Genomic DNA, 17,902 nt, shown 5'->3' with positions numbered 1-17,902 from the left:
AATGCAAGAAATGCGCGGACGCGCAGGCTCAGGCGTCGTCGCGGGATTCGCGGTGTTCGCGTAGCTCTTTGATTTCGCGCGCGAAGTCCTCTGCGGAGCTGAACGACCGGTACACGGACGCGAAACGCAGATACGCGACCTCGTCGAGGTCACGAAGCGGACCGAGAATGGCGAGACCCACCTCGTTGCTCGGGATCTCCGCGGAACCCGACGCGCGGACCGCGTCCTCGACCTGCTGGGCAAGGAGATTCAGTGCGTCGTTGTCGACCTGCCGGCCCTGGCAGGCGCGACGGACACCCCGCACCACCTTCTCCCGGCTGAACGGTTCGGTGACCCCACTGCGCTTGACGACCGACAGGACGGCGGTCTCGACGGTGGTGAACCGTCGACCACACTCGGGGCACGAGCGGCGACGGCGGATGGCCTGTCCCTCGTCGGCTTCGCGCGAATCGACCACACGTGAATCGGGGTGCCGGCAGAACGGGCAGTGCATGGCGATTCCTTCGTCGTAGCCGTCGTGGCCGCAACTGTTCGCCTCCCCCGATGGCGAACCGACGAAAACGGATTCACGCAGCGGATGCACGATCTCGACGCGACCACACGCGGTGGTGGGACTGACAGCCTCCGAGACTACTCGGCCGTCCGGCGGGACAGTCATGCAGAGCCACCCCCGTCATCGGGTCGCGGACGACGGGACGATCAGATTCTGGCCCGGGTGCAGCGCCGAATTGGACATGGCATTGAGCTCCATGATCCGCTCGATCACCTGCGCCACCGGCATTTCCGGTGCGATCCGCGCAGCGACCGCGGCCAGACTCTCGCCCTGCTGCACCTGCACGACCTCGGTGGCCGCCGAATTGCTCACACTGCCGCCGGTCGCGAGCTGCGCTACTCCGGCCAGCCCGCACAACACACCGGCGGTGATCACGACACTCGCGAGCACCGTCCGCCAGCTCACGTCGTTCGCCCCACGTTCGTGGTCGGCGCGGGAGACGCCGGTGTGGGTGGGCCGGTACGCGACGGCGCCGGACGACGGACGGCGCAACTCCCCGTCGGTGCGCCGGCGCCCCGGTTCGGTGCGGTAGGACCGCGCGGCGCCGGAACGGACGACACCCCGCTCGAGTGCCTGCCGGTTCAGCACTGCCTGCCGATGGAGAACTGCGTTGCTCATCGGTACCTCCGCTGCTCGTATCTGTGTCGGACTATTGATGTCGGACTATTGATGTCGGACTATTGATGGCGAACTTTGATGTCGATTCGATCCGGGACAAGTGTTCGATCACGCGTTCGAAAGAACACATGTTCGATTTCTACCACGACCCTCCGACAAAGTCCCTACTTCTCGCGACACGTGTCGAACAGATGTTTGAAACTCCGAGGAAAGCGGGATAGATTCGTGTCACGCGGCACAGCAGTCACATGCGACCCATACCGAGAAGATCGACACACAGACGGAGGCACCTCGCCATGAAGGACGACAGCTCGACCGACGGTTCGACTCCACGTGTGAGCGGTGGCTCCGCCGCCGGGTTGACCGACCGGCAGCGCCGTGTCCTCGAGGTGATCCGCACGTCGGTCAACGAGCGCGGTTACCCGCCGAGCATCCGCGAGATCGGCGACGCGGTGGGGCTAACCTCCACGTCGTCCGTCGCCCATCAGTTGCGGACGCTGGAGCGGAAGGGCTTCCTGCGCCGGGACCCGAACCGTCCGCGCGCCGTCGACGTGCGCGGTCTCGACGAGGTCGCGGCGGGCGCCGCTGCGAACGCCGGCGCCGCTGCCGGGTTGGCCACGGTCAAGTCCGGGTCCGACAGCACAACCCTGCCGGAGCCCACGTTCGTACCCGTCCTCGGCCGGATCGCCGCAGGTGGCCCGATCCTCGCCGAGGAAGCCGTCGAGGACGTCTTCCCGCTCCCCCGTGAACTCGTGGGCCAGGGTTCGCTGTTCCTGCTCAAGGTCGTCGGCGAATCGATGATCGACGCCGCGATCTGCGACGGCGACTGGGTGGTGGTCCGGCAGCAGAACGTGGCGGACAACGGCGACATCGTGGCAGCGATGATCGACGGCGAAGCCACCGTCAAGACGTTCAAGCGCACCGACAACGAGGTGTGGCTGATGCCGCACAATCCGCTGTTCGATCCGATCCCCGGCAACGACGCCGCCATTCTCGGCAAGGTCGTCACCGTCATGCGCAAGATCTAGACCTGCCGTATCCAATCCTGCCGTCGGCAGACACGAGTGGGGCCCCACGGCGATCGCCGTGGGGCCCCACTCGCATCCACCCGGGTACGGCCGGAGGCCGAAGTTCGCCTGCAGATACGCAGGTCGTGCGGCGTCAGAGATTGAGTCCGCGACCGATGATTTCCTTCATGATCTCGGTGGTCCCGCCGTAGATGGTCTGGACCCGAGAATCCATGTACGCCTTCGCGATCGGATACTCCTTCATGTAGCCGTAGCCGCCGTGCAGCTGCAGGCACCGGTCGATCAGCCGGACCTGCGCCTCGGTGGTCCACCACTTGGCCATCGCCGCTTCCTGCACCGACAGTTTCTCGTCGTTGAGCAGTTGGATGAACTTGTCGACGAGGACCCGGACGGCCGTCGCCTCGGTGGCGAGTTCGGCGAGCACGAAGCGCGTGTTCTGGAAGCTGCCGATCGACTTTCCGAAGGCCTTCCGGTCGCGGCAGTACTGGATCGTCATGTCCAGCGCCGATTCCATTGCGGCGGCGGCCACCACGGCGATCGACAGCCGCTCCTGCGGGAGGTTCTTCATCAGGTAGAGGAATCCCATGCCTTCCTCACCGAGGAGGTTGGCGGCAGGGACGCGGACGTCGGTGAAGCTCAACTCCGCGGTGTCCTGGGCCTTCATCCCGATCTTGTCGAGGTTGCGGCCGCGTTCGAAGCCCGGCATGTCCCGTTCGACCACGAGGAGGCTGAATCCCTGCGCTCCCTTGTCGGGATCGGTACATGCGACGACGATCACGAGGTCGGCATTGATGCCGTTGGTGATGAACGTCTTGGAACCGTTGAGGACCCAGTCGTCGCCGTCGCGCACGGCGCGCGTCTTGATGCCCTGCAGGTCGCTGCCGGTTCCCGGTTCGGTCATAGCGATCGCCGTGATCAGCTCACCGGACGCGAAGCCGGGCAGCCACCGCTGCTTCTGCTCGTCGTTGCTCAGTTCGAGCAGGTACGGCGCGACGACGTCGTTGTGGAGCGTGAAGCCGATGCCGCTGTACCCGCCGCGGGTGGTCTCCTCGGTGATGATCGCGTTGTACCGGAAGTCGCGCACGCCGCCGCCGCCGAATTCCTCCGGCACGGCCATGCCGAGGAAGCCCTGCTTTCCGGCCTCGACCCAGAGGCTGCGGTCGACGATGTTCTGCTCTTCCCACTTGGCGTGGTTCGGCTCGGCGTGCTGTGCGAGAAACTTGCGGTACGACTCCCGGAACAGTTCGTGCTCCGGTTCGAACAGGGTGCGCTCCACGCCGACTCCTCGTATCAACTGTCTGTTACGTCTCGTTCGACGGTAGAGGCGAGGACCTACGGGGTGAATGACCCAGGTGATCGGGATTCGTGACCCATCCGGTCACCGTGTCAGGGTTTGCGGAACCGCGCGAGCCGGCGCATCACCGGGTAGGCGACGAGGATGCCCATCGAACCCCAGGCGATGCCGCCGAGTTCCACCGATCCGACCGTCAAGGTCAGGTCGCCGATGCCGGCGACGAGCGCCGCGGCGACCACGGTGAGGTTGACGGGGTCGGTGAAGTCGACCTCGGCGTCCATCCAGATCCGCACGCCGAGGACGCCGATCAGGCCGTACAGCACGAGGGTGGCGCCGCCGATGACACCGTTCGGCACGGTGAAGACGAGGGCCCCGAACTTCGGTGAGAACGCGAGCACCACGGCCGTGGCCGCCGCGACCCAGTAGGCAGCGGTGGAGTACACCCGCGTCGCGGCCATCACGCCGATGTTCTCGGCGTAGGTGGTGGTTCCGGACCCGCCGCCGAACCCGGCGAGGGTGGTGGCAAGTCCGTCCGCGACGAGGGCGTTGCCGGCGACGTCGTCGAGGGAGCGACCCGTCATGGCCGACACCGCCTTGACGTGGCCGACGTTCTCGGCGATCAGGACGATCACCACCGGCAGGGTCAGCGCGATCACGGACCATTCGAACGTCGGCCCCCGCAGTTCGGGCACACCGAACCAGGCCGCGTCCCGCAACGCCGTCACCCGCTCTTCCGCGAGACCGCCGATCACCGCGGCGAACACCCAGCCGACGACGACGCCGACGAGGATGCCGAGTCGGCCCAGCAACCCCGGGCCGAGGACGGTCACGAGCAGGATCGCGAGCAGGGTGACCCCGGCGATCAGCGGTTGCGACTCGAACGAATCCACCGCGGTGGGTGCGAGATTGAGTCCGATCAGCGCCACCACGGCACCGGTGACGACAGGCGGCATCACCGCGTCGACGACCTGCGACCCGGCCAGTTTCACCGCGATACCGACGACGAGCAGCAGCAGACCCGCGGCCGCGACGCCGCCGAGTTGCGCTGCGGGACCAGAACTCTGCGACGCCGTCAGCGGCGCGATGAATGCGAACGACGACCCCAGGTAGCTGGGGATGCGGCCGCGGGTGATGAGCAGGAACAGGACGGTCCCGATCCCCGAGAACAGCAGCGTCGTGGTGACCGGGAACCCGGTGATCGTCGGCACCAGGAGGGTGGCGCCGAACATCGCGATGACGTGCTGCATCCCGATTCCGACCGTGCGCGGCCAGGTGAGGCGCTCGCCGGGAGCGACCACCTCGCCTTCGCCGATCCGCCTGCCGTCGCCGTGCAGTGTCCACCCGAAGGCCCTTGTGGGGGCGGACACCTCGGCAGAGCCGCCGACCGGACCGTCGGGGGTGCCGGGTGCGCCGGTTTCTCGTTTCGTCACAGTTGGCCAATCGTAGGCACGATCTGCGAGTTTCGCGCCCTCGGGACCGAATCCCGCCGAAAATCGTGCCGGGAACCGGGACTACGTGCCGAGCACCCGCACCGCCGCGGCGCGCGCTTCCGCGGGATCGCTCGTGGCGAGCACGTCCTCGGCGGCCCGGCGGCAGTCGTCGAGCGTGACCGATCCCACCTTCGCCCCCACTCCGGAGACGGCGGCACCCGCGCAGGACAGCGACGTGACGCCGAGTCCGATCAGTACGCAGGCGAGCAGCGGGTCGGCGGCGGCCTCGCCGCAGACGCCGACCGGTTTGCCTGCCGCGACGCCGGCCTCGGCCGTGCGCGCGACGAGCGCGAGAACGGCCGGCTGCCAGGGGTCGGTGAGCGAGGCCAGGTCGGACGACATCCGGTCGGCGGCCATCGTGTACTGCGCGAGGTCGTTCGTGCCGATGGACAGGAAGTCGACGTGGCGCAGGAGGCGGTCCGCCAGCAGCGCCGCGGCAGGCACCTCGACCATCACACCGGGCACGAGGCCGCGGGCGCGGACTTCGGCGGCGAAGGATTCGGCCTCGGCGGGAGTCGAAATCATCGGTGCCATCACCCACGGCTGCGACTGCGTCTGCTTGGCCGCGGCGGCGACGGCGTCGAGTTGCCTGCTGAGGATGCCCGGGTTCTGCTCGGCGATGCGGATACCGCGAACGCCGAGCGCGGGGTTCGCCTCGTCGGCGTGATTGGCGAAGCGCAGCGGTTTGTCCGATCCCGCGTCGAGGGTCCGGATCACCACTTTCCGGCCCGCGAACGCGTCGAGCACCTCGCCGTAGATCTCGGCCTGCTCGTCGACTCCGGGCTCGGAATCGCGGTCCAGGAAGCACAACTCGGTGCGGAACAGTCCGACGCCCTCGGCGGCGGTCCCGGACGCCGACCGCGCCCCGGCCCCGTCCTGCACGTTGGCGAGGATCGACACGGCGTGTCCGTCGCTGGTGCGGCCGGGCCCCTCCCACGACTGGATGCGGAGCCGTTCGGCGCGGCCGTGTTCGACGGCGGCGCGGGCCTCGACCGGGTCCGGTTCCATCACGAGTTCACCCGCCGAGCCGTCGAGGAGGACCGGGGTGCCCGAGACGACGGATTCGAGATCGCGCACCGCGACGACGCACGGGATGCCCAACTGCCGCGAGATGATCGCGGTGTGGCTCGTGGGGCCGCCGAGAACGGTCACGAGGCCGACGATCAGTTCGGGATCGAGACCGGCGGTGTCGGCAGGCGCAAGATCCTGGGCGCAGAGGATCGACGGGGTCGTGGGCACAGGGATGCCGGGCTCGGGCAGACCGAGGAGTTCGGAGACGACGCGGTCGCGGATGTCGCGCAGGTCGGTCACGCGTTCGGCCATCAGCCCACCCATCTTGGTGAACAGGGTGGCGAACTGCTCGGTGGCCTCCGCTGCCGCCTCCCCGGCCGGGGTTCCGCCGGCGATCAGCTTCTGCGCGGCACCGAGCCAGCCGCGGTCGGCGGCCATCGCCGCGTTCGCCTGCAGCACCTCTGCCGCGGCGCCGGAGACGCTCGCCGCGCGGTCGCGGAGTCGCTGCGACACCACGGCGGCCGCTTCCTCGAAGCGGACCTTCTCCGCGTCGCGCGACGCCTCGTCGATCCGGGCGGATCCGGGTGCGACCTCCGGTCGCGGGGCCGGCCAGATCACCGGCGCGTAGGCAATGCCCGGTACCACCGGCGTACCTCGCACGATTTCACGGTCTTCGGTCATCGGGTCCTCCTGGCCGGCTCGTTCTGTCGTCACGCAGTCGGAAATGCGAATCGACTATGTGACGGAGATTACTCTCAACTCTTGACATGTCAACACAGTCGGGCGTAAAACAACATGACACAACATTTCGTGTGATGCAGACCATAACGGATCTCGTCACCGAACACTTCATCGACGAGAACAGGAACGGGGCCACGGTGTATCCGGAAGAACGCCAGCAAGCGGTCACCACGCTGATCTCGCAGCGGGGGCGCATGTCGGTCGCCGACCTCTCCGACACCTTCGGCGTCACCACCGAGACCGTGCGCCGCGACCTCGCGCTGCTCGAACGCCTCGGCCACGTCCGCCGCGTGCACGGCGGCGCGGTGCCCGCGGGTTCCCTCACCGTCACCGAGCCCGGCATGACTGAGCGCGATCACACCCGCGCCGAGCAAAAGGACCGGATCGCCAAGCGCGCCGCCGCCTACCTGCCGCCGTCCGGTGGCAGCGTGCTGTTCGACGCGGGAACCACCACCGGGCGCATCATCCCGGAACTCCCGTCCGATCTGGACCTCACCGTGATCACCAACTCGGTGCCGATCGCGGCCCGGCTCGCGGGACTCAACTCGGTGACGCTGCACATGCTCGGCGGCCGGGTGCGCGGAATCACGCAGGCCGCCGTCGGCGAGGAGGCGCTGCGCATCCTCGACGTGCTTCGCGTCGACGTCGCGTTCATCGGCACCAATGCGCTCAGCGTCGGCCACGGCCTGTCCACACCGGACACCGAGGAGGCCGCGGTCAAGCGCGCGATGGTCCGGTGTGCCAACCACGTCGTCGTGGTCGCCGACTCGTCGAAGGTCGGCCGGGAGCACCTCGTCAGCTTCGCCCCCATCCACAGCGTCGACATCCTCGTCACCGACGCCGAAATCAGTTCCGCAGACCGAGCCCATTTCCACGACCAGGGAATCGAGGTGGTGATCGCATGATCGTCACGCTGACCGCCAATCCGAGCATCGACCGCACCGTCAACCTGCTCGGGCGCCTCGAACGGGGCACCGTCCTGCGCGCAGCCGCGACCCACAGCGACCCCGGAGGCAAGGGCGTCAACGTCGCCCGCGCGCTCACGTCCGCCGGTGTCGACGCTGTGGCGGTGCTGCCCGGCAACGCGGGCGACCCCCTGCTCACCGCACTGTCCGAGCACGGGATCGAGCACGTGACCGTGGCGACGTCCGGGTCGGCACGCACCAACATCACCATCACCGAACCCGACGGCACCACCACCAAGATCAACGAACCCGGTGTCACGATGTCGGCCGGGTCCCTCGCCGACCTGCAGTCGGAGATCATCGAACGCGGGTCCCGGGCCGAATGGGTGGTGCTGTCCGGTTCCCTTCCCCCGGGCATTCCCACCGACTGGTACGCCACACTCGTCGAGGCACTGCGTTCGGCGTCGTGCCGGGTCGCCGTCGACACGTCGGACGCACCACTGCTAGCACTCGCGGACCGGTTCCCGGCGGGCTGCCCCGACCTCGTGAAACCGAACAGCGAGGAACTCGCGCAACTCACCGGCGCCGACGGGCACCTGCTCGAGGAGTCGGCGCTGCGCGGGGACCCGACGGCCACCGCCCACGCGGGCAGGCAACTCGTGGACCGTGGGGTCGAAGCCGTCCTCGCCACGCTCGGCGCCGCGGGCGCCGTTCTCGTGACGGAGGCCGGCGCCTGGTGGGCCACGCCACCACCGATCGTCGCGCGCAGCACCGTCGGCGCCGGCGATTCCTCCCTGGCCGGCTATCTGGCAGCGCACCTGTCCGGCGCGTCGCCCGCGGACTGCCTCCGATCCGCCGTCGCCTACGGCAGCGCGGCGGCCGCCCTCCCGGGCACCACCCTGCCGACCCCCGAACACGTCGACATCGACGCCGTCACCGTCACCGCCCTCAGCTCCCCCGCCCCCGATCCGGCCTGAACCAGAAGGAAACACCATGTCTCACTCGACACCCGACCGCGATTCGGGGCCGCAGATCATCAGCGAAGATCTGATCTCCCTGGACACCGACCTCGGAGCCACCAAGGAGGACGTGATCTCCGCGCTCTCCCAGCGTCTGGCGGACGCCGGTCGCGCCACGGAGGCGGATGCTCTCCGCGACGCCGCGCTGGCGCGTGAATCACAATCGGCGACAGGACTTCCCGGTGGGATCGCGATCCCGCACTGCCGCTCGGAGGCCGTCGTCGCGGCATCTCTCGGATTCGCCCGGCTCGCCCCGAAGGTCGACTTCGGCGCCCCCGACGGACCCGCCGATCTGGTATTCCTCATCGCCGCACCCGAGGGTGCGGGCGCGGAGCACATGAAGCTGCTCTCCTCGCTCGCCCGGGCGCTGGTCCGCCCGGCGTTCGTCGGCGCGCTGCGTGATGCGAAGACCCCCGCCGAGATCGTCACCCTGGTGAACGACGTCCTGGCACCCGCACCCGCCGCTGCTGCACCCGCTGCTACCGCGACGGCCGCTGCTGCACCCGCCGCTGCGGCCGCGGCTCCGGCACCGAAGCCCGAACCGGTCGCCCCGGAAAAGGAACCGGAGCCCGAGGCGGGGCCGAAGCACATCGTCGCGGTCACGGCCTGCCCGACCGGCATCGCCCACACCTACATGGCCGCCGACTCCCTCGTCGCCGCCGGCGAACGCGCAGGCGTCGTCGTCCACGTGGAGACGCAGGGTTCGAGCGGCAGCACCCCGCTCGCAGCCGGGGTGATCGCGGGCGCATCCGCCGTCATCTTCGCCACCGACGTCGGGGTGAAGGGCAAGGAGCGTTTCGCAGGCAAGCCGGTGGTCGCGTCGGGAGTCAAGCGCGCGATCAACGAGCCCGACACCATGATCACCGAGGCGCTGCGTGCGGGCATGAACCCGTCCGCGGTGACCGTCGACGCGGGTAGCGCGGGCAGCGCCGCGGACGAGCCGGCCGGATCGATCGGCTGGGGCACCCACCTGCGTCAGGTGCTGCTCACCGGTGTCAGTTACATGATCCCGTTCGTCGCCGCGGGTGGTCTGCTGATCGCCCTCGGGTTCCTGCTCGGCGGCTACGAGATCTCCGGTCCCGCGGAGGACATCGTCCTCAACAACTCCCTCGGCCAACTCCCCGACGGTGGCCTGACGACATACCTGGGCGCGGTGCTGTTCCAGCTGGGTTCGCTCGCGTTCAGCTTCCTCGTCCCCGCGCTGGCCGGTTACATCGCCTTCGCGATCGCCGACCGGCCCGGTCTGGCGCCGGGCTTCACCGCCGGTGCGGTGGCGGTCTTCGTCGGCGGCGGATTCATTGGAGGCCTCGTCGGCGGTCTGATCGCCGGTGGCGTCGCGCTGTGGATCAGCCGGATCCCGGTGCCCCAGTGGTTGCGCGGCCTGATGCCTGTGGTGATCATCCCGCTGTTCGCGACGCTGATCGTCGGCGCACTCATGTTCCTGGTCCTGGGCCGACCTCTGGCCGCGATCACGACGGGCATGACGGACTGGCTCAACGGCCTGTCCGGTAGCTCCGTCATCTTCCTCGGCATCATCCTCGGACTGATGATGTGCTTCGACCTCGGTGGCCCGGTCAACAAGGCCGCATACGCGTTCGCGGTGGCCGGCCTCAACGTCAACGACACCGCGTCGCTGCGGATCATGGCGGCCGTGATGGCTGCGGGCATGGTCCCGCCGCTGGCCATGGCCCTGGCGTCGACCGTCCTCCGTCCCAGCCTGTTCAGCGAGGCGGAACGGGAGAACGGCAAGGCAGCCTGGCTCCTCGGCTCGGCGTTCATCTCCGAAGGCGCCATTCCGTTCGCCGCCGCCGACCCGCTGCGCGTCATCCCCTCGATGATGGCCGGCGGCGCCGTCACCGGCGCCCTGATCATGGCGTTCAACGTCACGCTCAGCGCACCGCACGGCGGAATCTTCGTCTTCTTCGCCATCGGCAACCTGCTGTGGTTCCTCGTCTCACTGGCCGCCGGTGTCGTCGTCTCCGCACTGTGCGTTGTCGGCGCGAAGGAATTCATCAAGCCCGGCGCGTCCGACGCCGAACTCGACCCCGACGTTGCGACAGTCGCAGCGTAAGAGAAACAGATCGACCCGCTCGACCCGCACCAACCCCACCGACAGAGGAGAGAGTCCATGCCCAGCACCACAGTCGCCGTCGGTTCGTCCATCGGCCTGCACGCCCGTCCCGCCGCCGTCATCGCCGAAGCGGTTGCCGCCGCCGGGGTGCCCGTCACGCTGGCCGTGGCGGACAGCGAACCCGTGGACGCCGGTTCCGCACTGCTCATCATGACGCTCGGCGCCACCAAGGGCACCGACGTCACGGTCACCAGCGACGACGCCGACGCCGTCGAGAAGGTCGCGCAGCTGGTGGCGGCCGACCTCGACGCCTGACCGGTACCCGGCCGTCAGCTGGTGAGCCCCAGCCGACGGCCGGTCCAGTCCATCTCGCGCTCGAGGGCCGCACTCCAGGTGGCGCCCTCGTGGCCACCGGGAAGCTCGTAGTACCGCACGTTCAGACCGGCCGCCCGCGCGGCAGCGAACATTCGCTGCTGCTGCGGGCGGTACTCGTCGTCGGCGGCACCGGCCACGAACACCCCGGTCAACTCCGGGAACTGCCGTGTCTTCAGCACGTCGGCCGGATTGACCGCCGCGAACGCGCGCTCGTCGCCGCCGAACGTCGCCGCGACCGTCCCCGCGTGATCGCCGAGCGAGGGCTCGTCCTGACCGAGGAAATCGAGAAACGTCGGGAAGGTCCGCGGATAGTTCACCGCCAGCTGGATCGAGCAGGTTCCGCCGTAGGAAAATCCGCCGATCGCCCACTGTGCCGGATCGTGCGACACCTGCAGAGACGTCTCGATCCAGGCAGGGACGTCGCGGGCCACGTAGGTGGCGGCGTTGCCGAGCGCCGAGTCGAGGCACAGCGGATTCGCGTCCTGCGACCCCAGCGCGTCGACGACCACGACGACCGGTGCGAGTCCGTCGTGCCGTGCGGCATACGCGTCCACCGTGGACCCCAGTCGTCCGCTGCTGAACCAGTCCTGGGGCCGCCCCGGCTGTCCCGCGATCATCACCAGGACGGGAAGCACCGCCCGGGGTGACGTCAGGTACGCCGGCGGCAGGTACAGCACGGCCGGCCGGGCCGCGAATCCGGATTCGGTGCCCGGGATCTCCACTTCGGTCACCACACCGGAGCCGGGTGTACGCACCGGACGTGTCCACGCCGAGTCCATCGGGGTCCCCGACTGCACCGAGTCCTCGAACCCGGAGACATCACCGAACGCCACCGGCTGAACAGTGGCCGGTGGACGGTGCCCCACCAGCGAGCCTGCCGTCGGGAAGACCCCGACCTCCGCGTTGACCTGGCCCACCGCCGCGGCCGCGACCACGGCGGCCGCCACACCGATCACTCCGGCCCGCCGGACGCCGGGTTTCCGGAGCAGCAGCGCCCCGGCGAGGACGAGGACGCCGACGGCGAGCCAGATCCAGGCGTACCCGGTGAGCGGTATCTGATTGGGCAGCGGACGGTACGCCGCCCACACGACGCCTCCGATCACGGCGGTCACGGGCACCGCGACCGCCGCGGCGCCGACGACCCGCAGCCTGACCGAACGAGTCGCCGCGAGCAACACGACGAGGCCTCCCAGCACGGCCGCCGTCAACGCGAACCGGGCGCGACCGTGCTCGAGCGACAGGTGGGCGATACGCGACAACAACTCGTGGGCGTGCACAGCGCCCAGTATTCACACCGTGTCACCCACCGAAAGAATCAGGCTCGCAACATTTCTCGCAAATCAGACCTATCGGGCACGACGGCGGACGAGATAGCCGGCGACCACGACGAGCACTACTGCGCCGCCCGCGACCCCGATCCCCCACAGCGTTCCCGGCGACTGCGTCGACGTCTCGTCCGAGACGGCCTGGACACGGGCCTGCTCCTGCACCCTCGACACCGCCCCGGGCAGCACCCGAATCGGTGGAACGGGCCCCTCCCTGGCCTCGGAGGCGATCAGCAGGTCGCCGTTCTCGGTGAACGCGACCGACTCCCCCTGCGGCTGCTCCGGCACGTGTGCGCGCACGACGGGTCCGGCCGCGAACGCCGCCGTCAGGTCGCCGTCCGGCGCGGAGAACAGGAACACGTCGGAATAGCTGCGCACGGCGGCGACGGTCCCGTCGGCGGACACGGCCCCGCCGGTGAACATCGCCGAATGCACGGCCGGGGCCGTGGTGCCGCTGCCGGTGGTCGCGTCGTCGGCGCCGTTCGTCGCCGCGACGTCCAGCGTTCCGACCTTCTCCAGCGGGGTCGGGCCGGGGCTCGCGAGGTCGCCCACGGCGACACCGCCGACGGGCCGGTACACGTTGCCCGCCCCGAACACTTCCTTCGTGACGATCAACGGGGTGCCGTCGCGTTGGACGAGGACGGTCTCGGCGTCGTGGGGGCCGTCCGGATACGTCAGCCGATGCAGTTCTCCCGCGCCCGTGTCACGGTCCATCGCGATCAACGCCACCGTCTCGCGCCTGCGTCCGTTGTCGCCGGTGTCGGCCAGCCACAGCCGGCCGTCGGGGCCGGACGCCAGGTCCTCGACGTCGTACGGATCGACCGGCAGCGGAAGCCAGCGCTGCACGGCGCAGTTCCCGTCCATCACCGCGACCGCGCGATCGGACCCGCTGTCGCCGACCGCGTAGAGCAGCCCCCCAGCCGACACGAGGCCCGACAGCTCCTCGAGCGAGGCCTCGTCCGGGGTACCGACCGCGGAATCGTCGGGAGTGCACAGCGGACCGAACTCCGACGCGTCGACCGCGGTCTGGTCGCGGAAGAACGGCTCAGCGGACCCCACTCCCGCCGCGGCGAGCGGTGCGCACGCCGCGAGCACGGCGACCGCCACGCGGGCGGACCACCGTGAGCGGTCAGGCACTGCCGCTGTACTCGACCAGTGCCGACGCCAGCGCTTCGGGCACCCGCGCGTGGACGCGTGTGCCGTCCTCCTCGTGGGAGGAGTCGAGGATCTGACCGTCCGAGTGGATCCGGGCCATCAGATCGCCCCGGTTGTACGGGAGGAGAACGCTGACCTCGATTTCCGGGCGGATCAGGACGTCGCTGAGATGGGCCCGCAACTCGGCGATGCCCTCGCCGGTCCGGGCGGAGACGAACGACGCGCCGGGCAGCAGGCTACGCAGCTGGGTCAATGTGATCGGGTCGGCGTCGTCGATCTTGTTCACCACGATGAGCTCGGGCGGTGCCGCGGCGTCGTTCTCCCGGATCACCTCGGTGATCACCTCGTGGACGGCCTTGATCTGATCCGTGGGCAGCGGATCGGAACCGTCGACGACGTGCAGCAGCAGATCCGCGTCCGTCACTTCCTCGAGCGTCGAGCGGAACGCCTCGATCAGCTGTGTCGGCAGGTGCCGCACGAACCCGACGGTGTCGGTGAGGACGTATTCGCGGCCGTCGTCCAGCGCCGCCCGCCGGGTGGTGGGATCGAGGGTGGCGAACAGTGCGTTCTGCACCAGCACCCCGGATCCGGTCAATGCGTTGAGCAGGCTCGACTTGCCGGCGTTCGTGTACCCGACGATCGCGATGGAGGGGGTCTCGCTGCGCAGACGCCTGGTGCGTTTGGTGTCGCGGGCGGCCTTCATGCCCTTGATCTCGCGACGCAGCTTGGCCATCCGCTCACGGATACGACGGCGGTCCGTCTCGATCTTGGTCTCACCGGGACCGCGCAGACCCACGCCGCCGTTGCTGCCGGCGCGTCCACCCGCCTGCCGGGACATCGATTCACCCCAGCCGCGCAGTCGGGGCAGCATGTATTCCATCTGGGCCAGCGCCACCTGCGCCTTACCCTCCCTGGACGTGGCGTGCTGGGCGAAGATGTCGAGGATGAGGGCGGTCCGGTCGATGACCTTGACCTTGACGACCTTCTCCAGCGCGGTCAGCTGCGCAGGGGTGAGTTCACCGTCGCAGATGACGGTGTCGGCGCCGGTCGAGAGCACGACCTCGCGGAGTTCCTCGGCCTTGCCGGATCCGATGTAGGTGGCCGCGTCGGGTTTGTCCCGCCGCTGGACGAGGCCCTCGAGGACCTCGGATCCGGCGGTCTCGGCCAGCGCCGCGAGTTCGGCCATGCTGGATTCGGCCTGCGCCGCGGTTCCCTGGGTCCAGACACCGACGAGCACCACGCGTTCGAGGCGCAGCTGCCGGTATTCGACCTCGGTGACGTCTGTGAGCTCGGTGGAGAGCCCGGCAACTCGGCGCAGCGCGCTGCGGTCCTCGAGTTGCATCTCGCCGACCGAAGGGCGCCCGTCGTCGTAGGCGAACTCGGTGGAGTCGGAGGTCGGCGATTCTTCTGTGCGATGTGATTTCGTCATACACCCTCATGATCCCACGGAATGTCGAGGGCGTGCACGTGCATTTCGCGCAGGGCGATCAGGCGAGGCCGTTCCACCACTTGTCGTCGAGGTTCCCGGACGCCACCAGGACCGATGGTCCGCGCAACGTCGCCCGTCCGCCGGACAGCGCCACCGTGACCTGACCTCCGGGAATGCGGACATTCACCTCACCGGAATCGGCGCCGTCGAAGCGCAGTGCGGCGGTGGCCGCGGCCACCGTGCCGGTGCCGCACGACCGGGTCTCGCCGACCCCACGCTCGTGCACCCGCATGTCCACGGCGCCCGAATCGATGCGGGTGAGGATCTCCACGTTGACGCCGTGCGGGAAGAAACCGGGATCGAAGCCGGGCGCGGCCGTCAGGTCGAGGGCCGACAGGGACGCCGCCGTGAGGTGCGCGTCGACACATGCCAGGTGCGGATTGCCGACGTCGATGCCGATGCCGTTGAACACCTTGCCGTCGATGGTCGCGGCGCTCGTCCCGAGATCGCGCACCACACCCATGTCGACGGTGACCTCGCCGACGGAGCCGTCGGCCGAGTGCACGATCACCGGTTTGCCGCCGGCCCGGCTGCCGACGACGAACTCGTCGCGCGTCTCGAGACCGGTCGAGCGGAGGTAGTGAGCGAAGACGCGGACACCGTTGCCGCACATTTCCGCGATCGACCCGTCGGCGTTGCGGTAGTCCATGAACCAGTCGTCCTCGGACGTGCCGTCCGGGAGTTCGGCGAGCACACCGGTAGCGACCAGCGCCCCGGCCTTGGCGACGCGCAGGATTCCGTCGGCGCCGAGTCCGCGCCTGCGATCGCACAGCGCCGCCACCCGCGGGGCGGACAGATCGATGCGGACGTCGGGATCGGGGAGGACCACGAAGTCGTTCTCGGTGCCGTGTCCCTTGCTGAAATCCATGCGCACCACTCTAACCAACGGCCGAGAGGGCGCAGTTCATCTGCGCTGCCGGGTGATTTCGTAGAGGGCGACGGCGCCGGCGGAGGGCGCGCCGAGGGAACTGGCCGCGCCCCCGATCGGGATGTTGACGACCGTGTCGCAGGCATTTCGCCACGCGGCGCTCATCCCGCGGGTCTCGTTGCCGATCACGAGCACGGTGCCGCCACCGAAGTCGTGGGCGTCGATGGTGACGGAACCGGTCTCGTCCGTCCCGACGATGTGCAGTTCGGTTCCGGACGCTTTCCGGGCTTCGCGGAAGGCGAGGATCTCGTCGACGGACGACACGGTGACGACCGGCATCGCGAAGAGCGACCCGGTGGACGCGCGGACGCTCCGGGGGTCGAACGGGTCGGCGCCGTGGCCGACCACGACGACCGCGTCGGCGCCGAACGCGTTGGCGGAGCGGACGAGGGTGCCCAGGTTTCCGGGCGAGGTGGGCCGGTCGAACACGACGATGAGGGGGACGGACTGCAGTCGCAGGTCCTTCAGTCGCGGGGCACGGGTCTTCGCGACCGCGATCAGTTCCGGCGCGGTGTCGGTCTTCTCGCCGAGTTCGGCCATCAGTTCGGCGCTGACACCGATCTGTTCGACGGATCGGGTCGCGAGCAGTTCCCGCGCCCAGTCGGACAGCGGCGGGCCGTCGATACGGTGCAGCAGCGATTCGATCGGCCAGTCGTGTTCCAGGGCGAGGTTGAGGGGGCGCACGCCCTGGATCAGGAAGCGTCCCGCCTTCGTCCGCTTGGCACGGTTGGTGAGGTACGACTGCCACTGCTGGAAGCGGGCGTTGCGGGTGGTCACCAGCACGGACGAGGCCGGACGGTGCCGCCCGGACGGTGTTCGGCTCATCGTTCTCCCAGTGTTCGCGTCTCGTCGAGGGTGCGGATCGTGGCGTCCGCGAGGTCGGGGGTGTTTCCGTCGACCCAGTGGATGCGGGGGTCGCGGCGGAACCAGGACCGTTGTCTGCGCACGTAGCGCCGGGTGCCGATGAAGGTGCGTTCCTCCGCCTCGGCCAGGTCGTATTCGCCGTCGAGCCACGCGAGGACCTGTGCGTAGCCGATGGCCCGGGGTGCGGTGACGCCCTCGCGCAGTCCCACGTCGATCAGCCCGCGCACCTCGTCGACGAGTCCCTGTTCGAACATCAGCCGGGTGCGGAGCCGGATCCGGTCGTCGAGTTCGGCCGTGTCGCGGTCGACGCCGACGATGTGTGCACCCCAGCGTGGTTCGCCGATGCGCGGTGCGGACGCCGCGAACGGCCTGCCGGTGATCTCGACGACTTCGAGGGCCCGGACCAGACGCCTGCCGTCGGTGGGGAGGATCGATGCGGCGGCGTCGGGATCCACCCGGCCCAGTTCGGCGTGGACGGCCGCGACGCCCTGCTCGGCGAGGACGGTTTCCCATCGCGCCCGTACCGACGCATCGGTGGCGGGGAAGCTCCAGTCGTCGAGCAGCGATTGCACGTACATCATCGATCCGCCGACGATGACCGGCACGGCGCCGCGGGCGGCGATCGCCTCCACGTCGCGGACCGCGGCCTGCTGATAGTTCGCGACGGTGGCCGTCTGCGTCACGTCGAGCACGTCGAGTTGGTGATGCGGTATTCCGCGGCGTTCGGCCGGAGCGAGTTTGGCGGTGCCGATGTCCATGCCCCGGTACAGCTGCATGGCGTCGATGTTGACGATTTCGCCGCCGAGGCGCTCGGCCAGGTCCAGCGCGAGATCCGACTTCCCGGTGGCGGTCGGTCCGACGACGGCGATCGGCACGGGTGAGGTCACGGACGCCACTCCCCCACGTGGTAGCCGACTCCGTAGGGCGCGGCGCTGTACAGCGTCCGGCAGGAGGCGGGCGCCGCGTGGGGGAGTGGCGTCCGTGACCTCACCCGTGCCGATCGCCGTCGTCGGACCGACCGCCACCGGGAAGTCGG

At 69.3% G+C, this 17,902-nt stretch carries 16 protein-coding genes; 5 read left to right on the top strand and 11 right to left on the bottom strand.

Going from position 1 to position 17,902, the window contains the following annotated elements; translation table 11 throughout:
• Positions 1-28: 28 nt before the first annotated feature.
• Complete coding sequence (gene nrdR / locus MLGJGCBP_RS21690) at positions 29-493, bottom strand: transcriptional regulator NrdR (RefSeq protein WP_015890458.1); 465 nt, start codon at positions 491-493, stop codon at positions 29-31.
• Positions 494-673: 180 nt separating this feature from the next.
• Positions 674-1,171, bottom strand: a complete 498-nt coding sequence (locus MLGJGCBP_RS21685) for a LysM peptidoglycan-binding domain-containing protein (protein WP_160097966.1) — start codon at positions 1,169-1,171, stop codon at positions 674-676.
• 296 nt (positions 1,172-1,467) lie between these two features.
• On the opposite strand from MLGJGCBP_RS21685, the gene lexA reads away from it, so the two are divergent.
• Complete coding sequence (gene lexA / locus MLGJGCBP_RS21680; RefSeq protein WP_160097965.1) at positions 1,468-2,199, top strand: transcriptional repressor LexA; 732 nt, start codon at positions 1,468-1,470, stop codon at positions 2,197-2,199.
• 133 nt (positions 2,200-2,332) lie between these two features.
• Here the strand turns inward: lexA and MLGJGCBP_RS21675 are convergent, their stop codons facing one another.
• The 3 genes from MLGJGCBP_RS21675 to ptsP all read right to left on the bottom strand — a co-directional run bounded on the left by MLGJGCBP_RS21675 (position 2,333) and on the right by ptsP (position 6,675).
• The gene (locus tag MLGJGCBP_RS21675) at positions 2,333-3,475 is read right to left on the bottom strand and encodes an acyl-CoA dehydrogenase family protein (RefSeq protein WP_160097964.1); all 1,143 of its coding nucleotides are present in this window, start codon (positions 3,473-3,475) and stop codon (positions 2,333-2,335) included.
• A gap of 110 nt (positions 3,476-3,585) precedes the next feature.
• Positions 3,586-4,923 (bottom strand): uracil-xanthine permease family protein, encoded by a 1,338-nt coding sequence (locus tag MLGJGCBP_RS21670; RefSeq protein ID WP_160097963.1) that lies wholly within the window; start codon positions 4,921-4,923, stop codon positions 3,586-3,588.
• An 81-nt stretch (positions 4,924-5,004) separates the two neighbouring features.
• The gene (gene ptsP / locus MLGJGCBP_RS21665) at positions 5,005-6,675 is read right to left on the bottom strand and encodes a phosphoenolpyruvate--protein phosphotransferase (RefSeq protein WP_087555808.1); all 1,671 of its coding nucleotides are present in this window, start codon (positions 6,673-6,675) and stop codon (positions 5,005-5,007) included.
• A gap of 197 nt (positions 6,676-6,872) precedes the next feature.
• Here ptsP and MLGJGCBP_RS21660 point away from each other — a divergent pair, with 197 nt between their 5' ends.
• The 4 genes from MLGJGCBP_RS21660 to MLGJGCBP_RS21645 are packed head-to-tail and all read left to right on the top strand — an operon-like array spanning position 6,873 to position 11,045.
• Positions 6,873-7,640, top strand: coding sequence for a DeoR/GlpR family DNA-binding transcription regulator (locus MLGJGCBP_RS21660; protein ID WP_087555994.1), 768 nt, complete (start codon positions 6,873-6,875; stop codon positions 7,638-7,640).
• Positions 7,637-8,617, top strand: coding sequence for a 1-phosphofructokinase (gene pfkB / locus MLGJGCBP_RS21655; RefSeq protein ID WP_087555807.1), 981 nt, complete (start codon positions 7,637-7,639; stop codon positions 8,615-8,617). Before MLGJGCBP_RS21660 ends, pfkB begins: the two co-directional genes overlap by 4 nt.
• Positions 8,618-8,633: 16 nt before the next feature.
• Positions 8,634-10,730 carry a PTS fructose transporter subunit IIABC gene (locus MLGJGCBP_RS21650; RefSeq protein ID WP_160097962.1) on the top strand — a complete coding sequence of 699 codons (2,097 nt, stop codon included), beginning with the start codon at positions 8,634-8,636 and terminating at the stop codon, positions 10,728-10,730.
• A 57-nt stretch (positions 10,731-10,787) separates the two neighbouring features.
• Positions 10,788-11,045: an HPr family phosphocarrier protein gene (locus MLGJGCBP_RS21645; RefSeq protein WP_005240765.1), complete on the top strand. Its 258-nt coding sequence runs from the start codon at positions 10,788-10,790 to the stop codon at positions 11,043-11,045.
• 14 nt (positions 11,046-11,059) lie between these two features.
• Here MLGJGCBP_RS21645 and MLGJGCBP_RS21640 read toward each other — a convergent pair whose 3' ends face one another.
• From MLGJGCBP_RS21640 to miaA, 6 genes are all read right to left on the bottom strand, one after another.
• Complete coding sequence (locus tag MLGJGCBP_RS21640) at positions 11,060-12,382, bottom strand: alpha/beta hydrolase (protein ID WP_160097961.1); 1,323 nt, start codon at positions 12,380-12,382, stop codon at positions 11,060-11,062.
• A gap of 69 nt (positions 12,383-12,451) precedes the next feature.
• Positions 12,452-13,567, bottom strand: a complete 1,116-nt coding sequence (locus tag MLGJGCBP_RS21635) for a hypothetical protein (protein WP_160097960.1) — start codon at positions 13,565-13,567, stop codon at positions 12,452-12,454.
• The gene (gene hflX, locus MLGJGCBP_RS21630) at positions 13,560-15,014 is read right to left on the bottom strand and encodes a GTPase HflX (protein ID WP_160097959.1); all 1,455 of its coding nucleotides are present in this window, start codon (positions 15,012-15,014) and stop codon (positions 13,560-13,562) included. Before hflX ends, MLGJGCBP_RS21635 begins: the two co-directional genes overlap by 8 nt.
• Before the next feature lie 58 nt (positions 15,015-15,072).
• Entirely contained in the window at positions 15,073-15,942 is an 870-nt protein-coding gene (gene dapF, locus MLGJGCBP_RS21625; RefSeq protein ID WP_160097958.1) for a diaminopimelate epimerase, read from the bottom strand.
• Positions 15,943-15,978: 36 nt separating this feature from the next.
• The gene (locus MLGJGCBP_RS21620; protein ID WP_160097957.1) at positions 15,979-16,827 is read right to left on the bottom strand and encodes a TrmH family RNA methyltransferase; all 849 of its coding nucleotides are present in this window, start codon (positions 16,825-16,827) and stop codon (positions 15,979-15,981) included.
• A complete protein-coding gene (gene miaA / locus MLGJGCBP_RS21615) occupies positions 16,824-17,753 on the bottom strand; it encodes a tRNA (adenosine(37)-N6)-dimethylallyltransferase MiaA (protein WP_201453154.1) in 930 nt (309 codons plus the stop codon). Before miaA ends, MLGJGCBP_RS21620 begins: the two co-directional genes overlap by 4 nt.
• Between the last annotated feature and the right edge of the window lie 149 nt (positions 17,754-17,902).

The sequence above is a fragment of the Rhodococcus sp. T7 genome, from assembly GCF_009872365.1.
Classification (GTDB): Bacteria; Actinomycetota; Actinomycetes; order Mycobacteriales; family Mycobacteriaceae; genus Rhodococcus_F.
The sequence above is the reverse complement of the archived record's forward strand: the minus strand, read 5'-3'. Positions and strand labels throughout refer to the sequence as shown.